This window comes from Actinophytocola sp. (genome assembly GCF_036378875.1).
GTDB lineage: Bacteria > Actinomycetota > Actinomycetes > Mycobacteriales > Pseudonocardiaceae > Actinophytocola.
Genome location: NZ_DASUVO010000064.1, coordinates 54,820 through 68,122, shown reverse-complemented (window position 1 = coordinate 68,122; position 13,303 = coordinate 54,820). Strand labels below are relative to the sequence as shown.

Sequence of the window (13,303 nt, the reverse complement as noted above, 5' to 3'; positions counted from 1 at the left end):
CTCGGCGCGGGCCACGAGGCGGAGGACGTGGCGCAGGAGGCGTTCGTGAAGGCGTACCGCGCGCTGGGTAGCTTCCGCACCGGGGCCGCGTTCCGGCCGTGGCTGCTGCGGATCGTGGCCAACGAGACCCGCAACAGCCACCGCGCGTGGCGGCGACGCTCGTCGCTGGAGCTGAGGTTGGCCGTGCGTCCGGACGAGCCCGACCAGGCCAGTTCCCCGGAGCTGTCGGCGGTGACCGCGGACACGAACGCGGCGCTGCTGGCGGCGGTCAACGCGATGCCGCCCCGGGACCGGCTGGTGCTGACCTGCCGCTACTTCCTCGACCTGTCCGAAGCCGAGACCGCGCAGGTGCTGGCCTGGCCGCGCGGGTCGGTGAAGTCGCGGCTGTCCCGCGCCCTGGACAAGCTCCGGCGCGCGTTGCCGGCCCACCTGGCGGAGGAGGTGGCCCATGAGCGATGACCTGGAGGCCGCCCTGCGCTCGCTGGGCACCCGCCTGGACGTGCCGGAACCACCGGATGTCACGCAGGCCGTGCTGTCCCGTCTCGACGAACCGGTACGGACCCGGTGGCGCCCGGTGCACCGCCTCGCCGCCGCCGCGGTCGCCGCGCTGGTGGCGCTCGCGACCGCGATGGCGCTGTCGCCGGCGGTGCGTGCCGCCGTGTTCGACCTGCTACGCATCGGCGGCGTCGAGATCCACGAGAACGCACCGGCCCCGACCACCCCGTCGACCGACACGCCGCTCCCGTACGAACGCGACGTCTCACTGGCTCAGGCCCGCGCGGCGGTCGACTTCCCGGTGAAGGTGCCGGGGGAGTTGGGGGAGCCGACCACGGTCCGCCTGGCCGGCGACGCCCGCGTGGTGTCCATGGTGTTCGGCTCGCCGCACGGCACCGTCCGCGTCGACCAGTTCGACGGCGGCCTCGCACCGATGTTCGCGAAGTTCGCCGCGGCCGACGACGTCCACCACGTCACGGTGTCCGACACACCGGCCGTCTGGGTGGACCGCCCACACGTCGTGCTCTACATCGGACCGGACGGGCAGATGCGGGAAAGCTCCGCCCGCCTGGCCGGCAGCACCCTGATCTGGGAGGACGACGGCCTCACCTACCGGGTGGAGGGCGAGCTCACCGAACAGCAGGCCGTCACCATCGCCGAGTCACTCCGGTAACGCCGCCGCCCACAGACCGCGAGCACGCAACACGTCCCGCAGCACACCCGGCCGGTCGGTCATCAGCCCGTCCACCCCGAGGTCGATCAGCTCGTTCATCTGACCCGGATCGTCGATCGTCCACACGTGCACCTCGATGCCACGCCGCCGCGCCGCCGAGATCAGCCGCTTGTCCACGACCGTGAGCCCACCTTGACGGACCGGCACCTGAGCGATCCGCTGGTATCCGCGCCGCGCACGCACGAACCGCGGCAACCGGCCCGCCGCCCACAGCCGCGCGATGGCCTTGGTGCCCATCGAGGTGAGCAGCCCGTCCGGCCCGTCCCTGCGGACACGTTCCAGCCGCGCCTCGGAGAACGACGCCACGCACACCCGGCCGAACGCGTTGGTGCGCCGTAACGTGTCGAGCAGCGGCCGGATCGCCCGCTCCGCCTTCACGTCGATGTTGAGCAACGCGTCCGGCAGCTCCTCGAGAACCTCCTCCAGCCGACTCACCGGCTCCCGCCCACCGATCTTCGCGGTACGAACGACCTGCCACGGTAACCGGGCGATCGCGCCACACGAGTCAGTCGTACGGTCCAGCACCGCGTCGTGATGCACGACGACCACACCGTCGGCCGTCGCGTGCACGTCGGTCTCCAGGTAGTAGAAGCCCTCCGCCACGGCACGCCGGAACGCCGTCAGGGAGTTCTCCATCCCTTCGAGGTCCCCGAAATGCCAGCCGCGGTGGACGAACGCTCGCGGGTACGGTCCGGCGAAGAAGGCATGGTCATGCACACTGTCCAGTGTGACCCAACGGCGTGGCACATCGGTGCACGAACGATGGCCGGATAGCGTCGGGAACATGAGGTTCGAGAGGTGATCACACCAGAAAGGCTCAGGCTCAGGTCGCGCGCCGAGGTGCGCCACTGTGGATGGTGCGGTCAACGGCTCCCGGAGGACGGCAAGGTCGGCCGCCCCCGCCGGTACTGCTCCCAGTCCTGCCGCCAACGCGCGTACGAACGCCGCTCCGCAGTCCAGAGAGGAGGGCTGCCGGAGGACGCCGTGGTCCTGTCCGCCGCCGAACTCGCCGATCTGCAGGACCGGCTGTTCCAGCTGCGGTGCGCGGCCGAGGACGTGGTGACCGCCGCCGACGACGGCGCGGCCCCCAGCGAGCTCAAATCCCTCGCCGCCGCGGTCGTCGAGAACGCCCATGGGCTGGAGCGGCTGCGCTGAACCCACCCGGTCGACTACCCTTCGTGCGCACTTGCACACCGACGACCGAGGGCACCGGCATGAACATCGACGGCACTTCACCCAGTGAGGTGCTGGCCGCCACCGACACCGCATTCGCGATCACCGACGAGCGATGCCGAGTCCGTTGGGTCAACCCCGTTATGGCTGACCTGCTGGAACTCGCTCCCGACCAGTGCGACGGCCGTTCCCTGCCCGCGCTGCTCGCGGGCGCCCCGGAAGGCCCGCACACCGGACTGGTGCTGTCGATCCGGGCGGGGGAGGACCAGCACCGGTGGCTGGAGGTCCGCTGCGACCCCCTGAACGAGGGATACCTCTATCGAGTGATGGATGTCACTCGATGGCGCGAACGGGCCGTCGACCCCGCCGAACGGGACGAATGGCAGAAGGCACTGATCCGGATGGCGGACGAGGACCCGCTGACCGGACTGCTCAACCGCCGCGCCCTCACCAGGGAGCTGGAACGCCATCTCGCGATCGGCGGCCACGGCGCGCTGCTGCTGCTCGACCTCGACAACTTCAAGGACATCAACGACCTGCGCGGCCACCCGGCCGGTGACCGGGTCATGTGCACGCTCGCCAACGTCCTGCGCGACCGCCTCGACCACGGCCACGTGCTCGGCCGGCTCGGCGGCGACGAGTTCGCCGTCGTCCTCCCGGACACCGACGAGACCACCGCGGTCCGGATCGCCGACCGGCTCCGCAACGCCGTCGCCGCCATCCCGGTCACCGGCGGCGTCGGCACCACCCGCATCACCGCCAGCGCCGGCGTCGCCGGCTTCCGGTCCGGCGACGACTGGCAGGCCGTCCTCGCCAACGCCGACCTCGCCCTGTACGCGTCCAAGGACGGCGGCCGCAACCGCGTCACCGTCTACGACCAGGGCCACTACGCCGACACCGCGCTGCGGGTCACCGTGCTCGACCGCCTCCGCAACGCGCTCGCGAACGGCGGGCTGGAACTGCACGGCATGCCGATGGTCAAACTCGGCAGCAACCGGGTGATCGGCCACGAACTGTTGCTGCGCCTGGAAGACGGCCAGGAACCGAGGCTGGGGCCGGGGGAGTTCCTGCCCGCCGCCGAACGCAGCGGCCTGGTCCTGGAGATCGACAGGTGGGTCGCCGGCACCGCCATCGACGCGCTGGTCGCCCACCCGTACCCCGGTCTCCGGTTCAACGTCAACGTCTCCGGCCGCACGCTCGAGGACGAGGACTTCGGCGACTTCGTCCTCGACCGGCTCGCCGCCGCCGGTGTCGCGCCCGGCCGACTCGGGTTCGAGATCACCGAAACCGCCGCCGTCACCAACCTCGCCGCGGCCCGCAGCCTCGCCCAGCAGCTGCGTGCCAGCGGCTGCCGGATCTCCCTCGACGACTTCGGCGCCGGCTTCGGCTCGTTCGTCCACCTCAAACAGCTGCCGATCACCGGCCTGAAGATCGACGGCGAGTTCGTACGCGCCATCGACTACGGCAGCCGCGACACCGTACTGGTACAGGGCATCGTCGACATCGCCCGTGGCCTCGGCGTGTCGGTCGTCGCCGAATGGGTGGAACGCGCGACCCAGGTCGACGCGCTGAAACGGTTGGGTGTGCGGGTGGCGCAGGGCTTCCATCTCGGCAAGCCGGAACCACTGCGTGAACTGCTGTCTCGCCCGCACGGCACGTGGATGCGCACGCCAAGACTCATGCGGGACACCGATCAGGAGCTATCCGAGAACACTCCGTGACATAGTCAACCGCCGCTCCAGTGTCTGGCTGTACACATAGAGGAACGACCCGGTCGGGTCGGGATGATTTCCGTGTGGGCGGTGGTGAACCATGTCCAACTCCAATCCCTCCGCGGAGATCAGCGGACTCCAGATCTGCATCCTCAACACCGACGCCCAGATCGACGCCGCGCTCGACAACGGGGATCGGCGGGCGTTCCGGGTGTGGTGCCTGCGGAGGGCGTCGCTGATCGCCAGGGTGGAACGGGTGCTGGTCGAGGCGGCGACAGCACACGCCGCGTAGCCCCAAACAAGGCTGAACAGTCCTGTTAGGACCAGGGACTGTTCAGCCGCCGGAGACCTCGCTCGCGCCTCCCCATGAAAGTTCGATAATCTACATTATGTTAAGTAGCGTTGTGGGAGGCTCTCCTGGGGACGAGCGCTACGTCCGCTCGAAGTCGAGGTCGAAGTCCTTGCGCCACGTTGATCCGTGATCGTCGGACGCCTCCCAGCGACCCGCGATCCGGTCGGGGCCGACGTCGGCGACGAACCGCTGGAACATGTCGGGGTCCTCGCGACTCAGCATCCAGCGCGAGCCGTCGAACGTCATGGCGTAGACCCGGCAGACACCTCGTTCGTCGTGGTACAGCGCCGTGTAGGCGTCGCGCGCGTCGCTGCGACCGAGCACCAGGACCATCTCGCTCGTGGCCTTTCCGACATCGCCTCCCATCGTCCAGCGGAAGACCACGAACGCGTCGCCGAGCCACTCGACCGTCGCCGAGCCTGGCACCTCCTGGTCCGGCGGTTCCAGGAACCACGCGTTCCGAAGCGTCGTCCGCCACGATCCGACAAGGGCGTCCAGCCGTGCCATGGCGTCGTTACGCATACGTCCTCCTTGCCGCTCGGTGGGTTACTCCCCCGGCAGCGGCTGTGTCGTGGCGAGTACTGACAGGTAGTGCGGGTTGGTCATGATGCCGATGATGTTGCCAAACGGGTCGACGACCGAGGCGGTGACGAAGCCCTCGCCGCGTGGCGTGATGCCCTGCAGTTCCTTGGCGCCGAGTTCGAGCAGTCGGTTGAGTGTCGCGGGCAGGTCGTCGACGTGCCACTGCATGATGACGCCGGCCGGTCCCGCGGGCGGGCCGTACGGCGCGAACCGGCTGTGGATGATGCCCAGTTCGGCCTGGTAGTCGCCGATCCGGTACTCGATGTACGCGGTCTGTCCGTCTGCGTCGCGGCGGAAGTACGGCGGGATGCCCAGGAGTTGGGTGTAGAAGGTCTCGGCGGCGGTCATGTCGTCGGCGAAGTAGGAGATGGTGGCGAAGCCGCGGAACATGTCGTGATCCCTTCCTTGGTTGCTGGTGGGATCTACTGTCCTGGTCAAAGTGCTCATCGAGTGAGCACTTTGACGGGGAGAATCGTGGCATGCGTGCTGACCGACTTGTCGCCACCCTTCTGCTCATGCAGGCCCGGGGCCGGGTGACCGCGGCCGAGGTGGCCGAGGAGTTGGAGGTCTCCGTGGCCACGGCCCGGCGTGACCTGGAGGCGTTGTCGGCGGCGGGGATCCCCGTGTATCCGCAGCCTGGTCGTGGTGGCGGCTGGTCGCTGGTCGGGGGTGCGCGCACGGATCTGTCGGGTCTCACCGCCGCCGAGGCGCAGGCGTTGTTCCTGCTGGTGGGGCCGGCCGCGGCGGTGGCGCCGGAGGCGAAGGCCGCGTTACGCAAGCTGGTCCGCGCGCTGCCGGACACGTTCCGGGCGGACGCTGAGGCGGCGGCGAGTGCGGTGGTGATCGATCCGGCGCGGTGGGGTGAGCGGGTCCGCGAGCGGGCGGACGTGGTCGAGTTGTTGCAGCAGGCGGTGGTGCGACGTCAGCGGGTGCGGTTCGGGTACGCGAGCCGGGGTCGGGAGCGGGTCGACCGTACGGTCGACCCGTGGGGTCTGGTCGCGAAGGACGACATCTGGTATTTGGTGGCGGGCACGGACCGGGGGCAGCGCACGTTCCGGGTCGACCGTGTTGAGGACGCGGCGGTGACCGGCGGGACGTTCACGCGTCCCGAGGGGTTTGATCTGGCCCAGGCGTGGGACCAGGTGGTCATCGAGATCGAACAGCGCAGGTCGCTCGTATCGGCGACGGTTCTGGTGGCGGCGCGGTCCGTGTTCGTGTTGCAGGATCAGTACGGCCGGCACTGCGAGGTGCTCGACACGGTCGACGACGGCCGGGTCCGGGTCCGGTTGGCGGCGCCCACTCCCCTCATGATCGCCCAGCCGTTGGCGGGGTGGGGCGCGATGATCGAGGTGGAGGATTCACCGGAGGTCCGTGCCGAGCTGGTGCGGCTCGGGACGGAGTTGGTCGGGCGCCACTCCCCTGTGCCGTGAAATGTGGACATAACGCTATGTCGACCCCGTGATGTCCACGTGGCGAGGGACCTGCCTGGCAGAAAGATCAACTCCGTCAAAGGTAGCGCGCTCCCCCACACCCCGGCCACCCGCGATTCACGCCCGCAACCGCGCGAGTCCCGCTTCTGGCCCCTGCGAGTCGCGCGTTCGGCACCCCTGAGTTTCGTTTTCGTGTACACGCGGGCGTTCCTGAAAACGCGACTCGCCGGGTTAGTCGCCGTGCCAGTGGTGCCACAGGGTCGCGTATTCGCCGTCCTGGGCGACGAGTTCGTCGTGGCTGCCCAGTTCGGTGACCTGGCCGTCGGCCATGACGGCGACACGGTCGGCGTAGTGCGCGGTGTGCAGGCGGTGTGCGATGGCGATGACGGTGCGGCCGGCGAGCACGGCGCCCATGGCGCGTTCGGCGTGTCGGGCGGTCGCGGGGTCGAGCAGGGCGGTCGCCTCGTCGAGGATCACGGTGTGCGGGTCGGCGAGCACGACCCTGGCGAGCGCGAGTTGCTGTGCCTGTGGCGCGTCGAGGGTGAGGGCGTTGGCGCCGAGCGCGGTGTCGAGTCCGTCCGGGAGGTCGGCGACCCAGGTGGCGTCGACGGCGCGCAGTGCGGCGAGCATGTCGTCGTCGCCCGCGTCCGGGGCCGCGATCGCCAGGTTGTCCCGGACGCTGCCGAGGAACACGTGGTGTTCCTGTGTCACCAGCACGATCCGTTGGCGCAGTTCGTCGGGCGGCAGCAACGCGACCGGTGCGCCGCCGACGGTGATGTGTCCGGCTCGGGGTGTGTCCACGCCGGCGATGAGCCGCCCGAGGGTCGACTTCCCGGCGCCTGACGGGCCGACGATCGCGAGCCGCTCCCCCGGGTGCACCGACAGGTCGACGCCGTGGAGCACGTCCCGGTCGCCGCTGTAGGCGTACCGCACGCCGCGGATCTCGATACGGTCGTCTCGGGGTGTCGCGGTGCCGACCGGGGCGGGTTCGACGTCGCCGACGCCGGTGAGGCGGGCGAGCGACGCGGCGGCGCGCTGCACCTGTTCCATCCACAGGAGCACCCGGTTGATGGGGTCGACGAGTTGCATCGCGTACAGGGCGGAGGTGACGACCACGCCGAGGCTGACGAGGTCGTTGCGGTAGAGGACACCGCCGCCGAGGAGCACGGTGACCATGGCGGCGATGTTGGCGAAGTCGGCCCACGGGAACAGCACGTTGCGTAGGAACAGGGTGCGTAGTTTGGTGCGGTAGCCCTCGCCGATGCGGGCGTCCGCGTCGGCGACGCGGCGTTTGCGCAGGTTGAACGCTTCGATGGTGCGTGCGCCGTCGACAGTGGCGGCGATCGACTCGGACAGGTCGGAGGTCGCGGCGCCTTCGGCGAGGTAGGCGGTCCTGGCGCGTTTGAGGTACCAGCGGCCGACCCACCACAGCCCGGACACGCCGACCAACGCGCACAACGCCAGCGGTGGGCTGAGCACCACCATGGCGCCGAACATCAGCGTGGCCTGCAGCATGCCCATGAACACCTCGGGCAGTGCGTCGCGCAGGGCGCCACCGAGGGTGGCCACGTCCGCCGTGGTGCGCGACATCAGGTCGCCCGTACCGGCGCGTTCGACCACGGAGGTCGGCAGCGCGAGTGTCCGGTCGACGAACTGTTCCCGTTGTCGGGCGAGTGTGCGTTCGGCGAACCGGTGAGAGAAGTAGCGGGCGAACCGGGTGAGCACCATGTGGGCCACGGCGAAGGCGACAATGGTCGCGGCGAGCACGTCGACGGTTGTCAGGTCGGCTGTACCGGATTCGACGTGGTTGACGATGCGGCCGATGAGCCACGGGGCACCCAGCCCGGCCAGCGCCGCCAGGCAGGTGGTCAGCACGACCAGCGCGGCGGCGCCGGGGTCGGCGCGGACGATGTCCCGGCTGGCGCGCCGCACTCCCCTGGTGTCGGCCACCGGCAGCTGCCATCGGTCAGTCATGGACGAGCTCCTCGTCGCTGCCGCGGAACGCGAGTGCCCGGTAGCCGGGCTGGGTCGCGAGCAGGTCGGTGTGGCTGCCGGTGGCCGCGACCCGACCGTCGACGAGGTATGCGACGCGGTCCGCGCGGTCCAGCAGCAGCGGTGACGTGCCGACCAATACGGTCGTACGGCCCCGTCTGGCTTCGGTGAGGCGTTCGGCGATGACCGACTCGGTGTGTGCGTCGACCGCCGAGGTGGGCTCGACGAGCAGAAGCACCTCCGGGTCGGCGAGCAGTGCGCGGACCAGCCGCAGCCGCTGGCGTTGCCCGCCGGACACCGATCGGCCCTGGGCCTCGATGAGCGAGTCGACCCCGTCCGGGAGGGCGGCGACGATGTCGTCGGCCATGGCGGCGCGGATCGCGGCGTGGATGGTGTCGTCGTGTTGGTCGCGTGTGGACACGGTCTGTCGCAGGGAGCCGGCGAACAGGTGGGCGTCGTTGTCCGCGACCAGGATCCGGGACCGCACGTCGGTGAGCGGCATGTCGGCGAGCGGGGCGCCGCCCCAGGTGACGGCCGAGTCGGTGTAGCGGCCGAGCCGGTCGACGAGGTCGGTGGCCTGTGCTGGCACGGCGGCCGCGACGGCGAGGAACTCACCGGGCCGCACGGTCAGCCCGCTGCCGGGGTCGTGCAGGTCGGCCGGTGCCGCGGGCGCCGGTACGGTCGACTTGTCTCGCACGGCGGGGGTCAGGTTGAGCACGGTGACGATCCGACGGGCGGCCACCAGGCCGCGGCTGATGTCCTGGGCGCCTTCGATGAGGAAGAACACCGGCGTGGCGAGCACGGCGACGTATCCGTAGACGGCGACCATCTCGCCGACGGTGATCTCTCCGGCCGCGGTCATCCGGGCGGAGAGCCAGGTGACGGCGGCGAGGAACAGGCTGGGCAGGCCGACGGCGAGGCCTTCGATCCAGCTCGCGACCGCGCCGACCCGGTAGCCCTCGGCGCGCAGGTCCTGGGAGTCGCGCCGGTACCGGGCCGCGAACAGGTCCTTGCCGCCGATGCCGCACAGCACCCGCAGACCGGCCACGATGTCGCCGGCGCGGGCGGTGAGCGCGCCCTGGTGTTCGCGGTAGCTGGACTCGGTGCGGCGCAGCCGGTTGAGCAGGGGGCCCATGGCGACCACGAGCAGCGGCACGCCGATCAGCACGACGGTGGCGAGCAGCGGGGAGATCGACACGAGCAGGACGGCGACGACGGCGTAGGTGAGGATGGCGCCGACGCCGGGTCCGGTGGAGGTCATGGTGTGGGCGATGCGGTCGAGGTCGGCCGAGCCGATGCTGACGACCTCGCCGGAGGTGACCCGGCGCGGCAGTTCGGCGCCGACGCGGACGGCGTGGCGGACCACGACCTGGACGGTGCGGTAGCCGGCGTCGTTGCGGATGAAGGTCATGGTGCGGTGTCGCGCGACGCCGATCCCCGCGTTGACGGCGCCGGACAGCGCGAGCAGGGCGACCCAGAGCCCGAGTGCGCCGAAGTCCTGGGCGCGTAACCCGTCGTCGATGGCACGGGCTATCAGGTAGGGCGGGAGCATGAGCAGGCCCATCCAGGTCGTGGCGAGCGTCGCGCCGAGCAGGACCCGCCACCGTTGGCGGATGACGAGCCACCACAGGTACCGCATCGGGCTACGTGCGTCGGGCACGCCGGGGTCGGCGTAGGGGACCTTCAGGCGCATGATCCCCACCCTATGGAGTGAGGTAACCGGTTTTCCGGTCACTTGTTCTGCCGGTGGCCAACCGACTTCAGGTTTTCACTCCCATGGGGTTGGGCATGACCCTGTTGGCGGTACCGAGCGTGAGACGCTGGAGTCCGATGAACGAGAACGGCGCCAGATGCGCGGCAGTGTCCGAGGCCATCGAGGAACCGCTGGCTGGCACCTCGGCGGCGGCGAAGGCCTGGCTGGCGCTCGAGCAGCCGGGGCCGTGGGGCCGCGACGCGTTGTCGGCGAGCCACCTCGACCACGTCGTCGCGCGGGAGCTGGCAGCCCTGTCGGCGGGCACGGGGGTGCGTGTCGTGCTGATCCGCCGGCCGGGCAACCACCCGGACCGGCACCGCCCGACGCCGAGGACGGTGTATCTCGCACACACCGCGCCGGGTCGCACCTGGCTGGAACGCACGTCGGTGACCGATCCGAAGGAGCTGCTGGGGCTGGACTTCTCCCGGGCCGGTGCCGGCGAGCCCGGTCTGCTCGGTACGCCTGTATCGGAATCGCTGTTGCTGGTGTGCACGAACGGCCGTCGAGACGTGTGCTGCGCGTTGCGCGGCCGCCCGATCGTCGCCGACCTGGCGGCCGTCCACGGGGACCGGGTGTGGGAGTGCACGCACATCGGCGGGCACCGGTTCGCCCCTACAGCCGTATTGCTACCGACCGGGTACTCATACGGTCGACTGACCAACGAGTTGGGGACACGGCTGCTGACCGAAGGGCCGCTGGTGGCGCGCTGCCGTGGCCGGTCGACCTGGTCACCGCCAGGTCAGGTCGCGGAACTGGCGGTGCGGTCCGCGGTCGACGAGCAGGATCCGGACGCGCTGTGGGTGACGGCCACCGACGACCTGCCCGGGAGCGGCTGGCTGGTGACGGTCTCCCACGTCGACGGCCGGGCGTGGCGGGTCGCGGTGACGGAGCGGGAGGTCGCGGCGAGCCGACCGGCGAGTTGCGGCAAGGCACCGGCGCCCGCGGTGGCGCTGGAGGCGGTCAGCGTCCGAGCGTGGCGCTGATCCACCGCCGCTGCCACGGTGTTTCGACCGCCCGCTGGTGGTAGTAGGCCCTGGCCCAGCTGATCGCGTCCCCGGCCGGCACGCCGGCGAGCACGGCGAGCGAGGCGATGACGGTTCCGGTGCGGCCGACCCCGCCGCCACAGGCGACCTCGACCCGCTGCCCGTCGAGTGCCCGCTGGTGCAGTTTCTGGATGGCCTCGACAGCGCGGCGCGTGTCGCGGGGTAGCAGGAAGTCGGGCCAGTCGATCCACTCGTGTGGCCAGTCGATGGCATGCCGGGCCTGAAGGCGGCGCGAGCCGAGGTAGAGCCCGAACTCGGGTAGTGGGCCGTCGGGCATCGGGTTGCGCAGGCCTCGTCCCCGGACCCACGCACCGTCGGGCAGGCGAACCGCTCCGTCGAGTCGCAACTCTGTCATCGGGCCACTATGCCGCACGTTCCGTGGACTGATCCCCGCCTTCCACCGACGGCGAACACCCCCGGAAGGTGGTGGCCTCCGGCCCCCGGTTTCCATTCTTCCAGGCGCCACCGACAATTCAGCGGCGTTATCCACAACGGACGCGACTATCCACAAGCGTGGCCGCACGACCCGTTTTCTGTCGGCCCTCCCCGGTAGGCTGGAAATCGGGGGCCGGAGGCCAACGTGTGTGGGCCCCGACTCCCTGGCAGGGAGTCGGGGCCCACACATCAAACGTCACGGAAAACGCGGATCGTCCGACAGTTCCGTCGACTCGTTCGGCCGGCCAGACGTCCGGCGCGGCAGCTCGAAACCCTGCGGCGGCTGACCCGGTTGCGGCTGCTGGTAGGCGGTCGGCTGGTCGAAGGACGGCAGCGCACCCGGCGGAGTCGGCAGGGCCGGGCGCTCGATGGCGGCCGGTTTGGTCCCCAGCGGGCTGGGAACCTCCTGCCGCGCAACGGCTTCCGCCGCGCGGACGGCCTCAGCGACCTTCGGGTCGGTGGAGGTGTCGAACCAGCTGGCGATCTCCTCGTCGTCGTTGTCGCGGCGCTCCGGCGGGTCGTAGGCCGGCGGCTCGTACCGGAACACGCCGTCCTGGCCGGGAGCACCCAACGCGCGGGCGAACCCCTCCAAGGCCTTGCCGAAGTCGTTCGGCAGCATCCACACCTTGTTCGCGTCGCCCTGCGCCATCTGCGGCAGCGTCTGCAGGTACTGGTACGCCAGCACCTCCGGGGTTGGCTTGCCGGCCTTGATGGCGTCGAACACCTTCTCGATGGCCTTCGCCTGGCCCTGCGCCTGCAGATACCGTGCCGCGCGTTCACCCTGCGCCCGCAGGATCCGCGACTGCCGCTCACCCTCCGACGCCAGGATCGCCGCCTGCTTCGCGCCTTCCGCCGCCAGGATCTGGCTCTGCTTCTGGCCTTCCGCGGTCTTGATCGCGGCCTCCCGGGTACCTTCCGCGGTGAGGATCATCGCGCGCTTCTCGCGGTCCGCGCGCATCTGCTTCTCCATCGAGTCCTGAATGGACGGTGGAGGGTCGATGGCCTTCAGTTCGACGCGGGCCACCCGGATGCCCCACCGGCCCGTCGCCTCGTCCAGCACGCCGCGCAGCTGCCCGTTGATGGAGTCGCGGGACGTCAGCGTCTCCTCCAGGCTCATGCCACCGACGACGTTGCGCAGTGTCGTGGTGGTCAGCTGCTCGACACCGACGATGTAGTCCGAGATCTCATACACCGCGTCACGCGGATTGGTGACCTGGAAATACACGACCGTGTCAATGGACACCGTCAGGTTGTCCTGGGTGATCACCGGCTGCGGCGGGAACGACACGACCTGCTCGCGGCGGTCGATCCGCGCACGGACCCGATCGAGGAACGGCACCAGGAAGTTGAGCCCCGGCTCGGCCACCGACCGGAATCTGCCGAGGCGCTCGATCACCGCGGACTGCGCCTGCGGGATCACCAGGATCGACTTCACCACGACCGTGATGACGAACAGAACAACGACCACGACGATGATGAGAATGCTCAACGTGCCTCCACTCCGGTCGGCGCTCCGTGGCCGGCGTTCAGGAAGTAGATCACAACATGCCCCCTGGTCGGGGCATCTCGAAGTCGCGTCCAACCAGAAGTTGGCACGCGCTCA

The 13,303-nt window shown here is 70.2% G+C and carries 14 protein-coding genes; 7 read left to right on the top strand and 7 right to left on the bottom strand.

The features are described 5' to 3' along the window. Positions 1–459: RNA polymerase sigma factor (locus VF106_RS19090; RefSeq protein ID WP_330841103.1), on the top strand; the 459-nt coding region annotated here is incomplete at its 5' end. After that, entirely contained in the window at positions 449–1,168 is a 720-nt protein-coding gene (locus VF106_RS19085; RefSeq protein WP_330841102.1) for a hypothetical protein, read from the top strand. The genes VF106_RS19090 and VF106_RS19085, both read left to right, overlap by 11 nt. Here VF106_RS19085 and VF106_RS19080 read toward each other — a convergent pair. Next, on the bottom strand, positions 1,157–1,945 hold the full coding sequence (locus tag VF106_RS19080; RefSeq protein ID WP_330841101.1) for a glycerophosphodiester phosphodiesterase family protein: 789 nt from the start codon (positions 1,943–1,945) through the stop codon (positions 1,157–1,159). The genes VF106_RS19085 and VF106_RS19080 overlap by 12 nt on opposite strands. An 81-nt stretch (positions 1,946–2,026) precedes the next feature. On the opposite strand from VF106_RS19080, the gene VF106_RS19075 reads away from it, so the two are divergent. The 3 genes from VF106_RS19075 (at position 2,027) to VF106_RS19065 (ending at position 4,405) form a co-directional block, all read left to right on the top strand. Continuing rightward, on the top strand, positions 2,027–2,383 hold the full coding sequence (locus VF106_RS19075) for a hypothetical protein (protein WP_330841100.1): 357 nt from the start codon (positions 2,027–2,029) through the stop codon (positions 2,381–2,383). Between the two features lie 23 nt (positions 2,384–2,406). Beyond that, on the top strand, positions 2,407–4,122 hold the full coding sequence (locus VF106_RS19070; RefSeq protein ID WP_330841099.1) for a putative bifunctional diguanylate cyclase/phosphodiesterase: 1,716 nt from the start codon (positions 2,407–2,409) through the stop codon (positions 4,120–4,122). 91 nt (positions 4,123–4,213) lie between these two features. Further along, positions 4,214–4,405 carry a hypothetical protein gene (locus tag VF106_RS19065; RefSeq protein WP_330841098.1) on the top strand — a complete coding sequence of 64 codons (192 nt, stop codon included), beginning with the start codon at positions 4,214–4,216 and terminating at the stop codon, positions 4,403–4,405. A gap of 138 nt (positions 4,406–4,543) precedes the next feature. On the opposite strand, the gene VF106_RS19060 is transcribed toward VF106_RS19065, so the two are convergent. Continuing rightward, entirely contained in the window at positions 4,544–4,987 is a 444-nt protein-coding gene (locus tag VF106_RS19060; RefSeq protein ID WP_330841097.1) for a hypothetical protein, read from the bottom strand. Between the two features lie 24 nt (positions 4,988–5,011). Beyond that, positions 5,012–5,437, bottom strand: coding sequence for a VOC family protein (locus tag VF106_RS19055; protein WP_330841096.1), 426 nt, complete (start codon positions 5,435–5,437; stop codon positions 5,012–5,014). An 89-nt stretch (positions 5,438–5,526) separates the two neighbouring features. Here VF106_RS19055 and VF106_RS19050 point away from each other — a divergent pair, with 89 nt between their 5' ends. Beyond that, positions 5,527–6,477 (top strand): helix-turn-helix transcriptional regulator, encoded by a 951-nt coding sequence (locus VF106_RS19050; RefSeq protein ID WP_330841095.1) that lies wholly within the window; start codon positions 5,527–5,529, stop codon positions 6,475–6,477. A gap of 231 nt (positions 6,478–6,708) precedes the next feature. Here VF106_RS19050 and VF106_RS19045 read toward each other — a convergent pair whose 3' ends face one another. Both VF106_RS19045 and VF106_RS19040 read right to left on the bottom strand, forming a co-directional pair. Next, complete coding sequence (locus VF106_RS19045; protein ID WP_330841094.1) at positions 6,709–8,451, bottom strand: ABC transporter ATP-binding protein; 1,743 nt, start codon at positions 8,449–8,451, stop codon at positions 6,709–6,711. After that, the gene (locus VF106_RS19040) at positions 8,444–10,162 is read right to left on the bottom strand and encodes an ABC transporter ATP-binding protein (protein ID WP_330841093.1); all 1,719 of its coding nucleotides are present in this window, start codon (positions 10,160–10,162) and stop codon (positions 8,444–8,446) included. Before VF106_RS19040 ends, VF106_RS19045 begins: the two co-directional genes overlap by 8 nt. A 137-nt stretch (positions 10,163–10,299) precedes the next feature. Between VF106_RS19040 and VF106_RS19035 the strand changes: the two genes are divergently transcribed. Next, positions 10,300–11,205 carry a ferredoxin family protein gene (locus VF106_RS19035; protein ID WP_330841092.1) on the top strand — a complete coding sequence of 302 codons (906 nt, stop codon included), beginning with the start codon at positions 10,300–10,302 and terminating at the stop codon, positions 11,203–11,205. Here VF106_RS19035 and VF106_RS19030 read toward each other — a convergent pair. Further along, positions 11,183–11,620 (bottom strand): protein-tyrosine phosphatase family protein, encoded by a 438-nt coding sequence (locus VF106_RS19030; protein WP_330841091.1) that lies wholly within the window; start codon positions 11,618–11,620, stop codon positions 11,183–11,185. The genes VF106_RS19035 and VF106_RS19030 overlap by 23 nt on opposite strands. A gap of 276 nt (positions 11,621–11,896) precedes the next feature. Continuing rightward, positions 11,897–13,174 carry an SPFH domain-containing protein gene (locus VF106_RS19025; RefSeq protein ID WP_414639018.1) on the bottom strand — a complete coding sequence of 426 codons (1,278 nt, stop codon included), beginning with the start codon at positions 13,172–13,174 and terminating at the stop codon, positions 11,897–11,899. Positions 13,175–13,303: the final 129 nt, after the last annotated feature.

Excerpts from the sequence above, each read along its gene's own strand:
- VF106_RS19085 (WP_330841102.1), top strand. The coding sequence starts at position 449 with ATGAGCGATGACCTGGAGGCCGCCCTGCGCTCGCTGGGCACCCGCCTG.
- VF106_RS19065 (WP_330841098.1), top strand. The coding sequence starts at position 4,214 with ATGTCCAACTCCAATCCCTCCGCGGAGATCAGCGGACTCCAGATCTGC.
- VF106_RS19060 (WP_330841097.1), bottom strand. The coding sequence starts at position 4,987 with ATGCGTAACGACGCCATGGCACGGCTGGACGCCCTTGTCGGATCGTGG.
- VF106_RS19055 (WP_330841096.1), bottom strand. The coding sequence starts at position 5,437 with ATGTTCCGCGGCTTCGCCACCATCTCCTACTTCGCCGACGACATGACC.
- VF106_RS19050 (WP_330841095.1), top strand. The coding sequence starts at position 5,527 with ATGCGTGCTGACCGACTTGTCGCCACCCTTCTGCTCATGCAGGCCCGG.
- VF106_RS19045 (WP_330841094.1), bottom strand. The coding sequence starts at position 8,451 with ATGACTGACCGATGGCAGCTGCCGGTGGCCGACACCAGGGGAGTGCGG.
- VF106_RS19040 (WP_330841093.1), bottom strand. The coding sequence starts at position 10,162 with ATGCGCCTGAAGGTCCCCTACGCCGACCCCGGCGTGCCCGACGCACGT.
- VF106_RS19035 (WP_330841092.1), top strand. The coding sequence starts at position 10,300 with ATGAACGAGAACGGCGCCAGATGCGCGGCAGTGTCCGAGGCCATCGAG.
- VF106_RS19030 (WP_330841091.1), bottom strand. The coding sequence starts at position 11,620 with ATGACAGAGTTGCGACTCGACGGAGCGGTTCGCCTGCCCGACGGTGCG.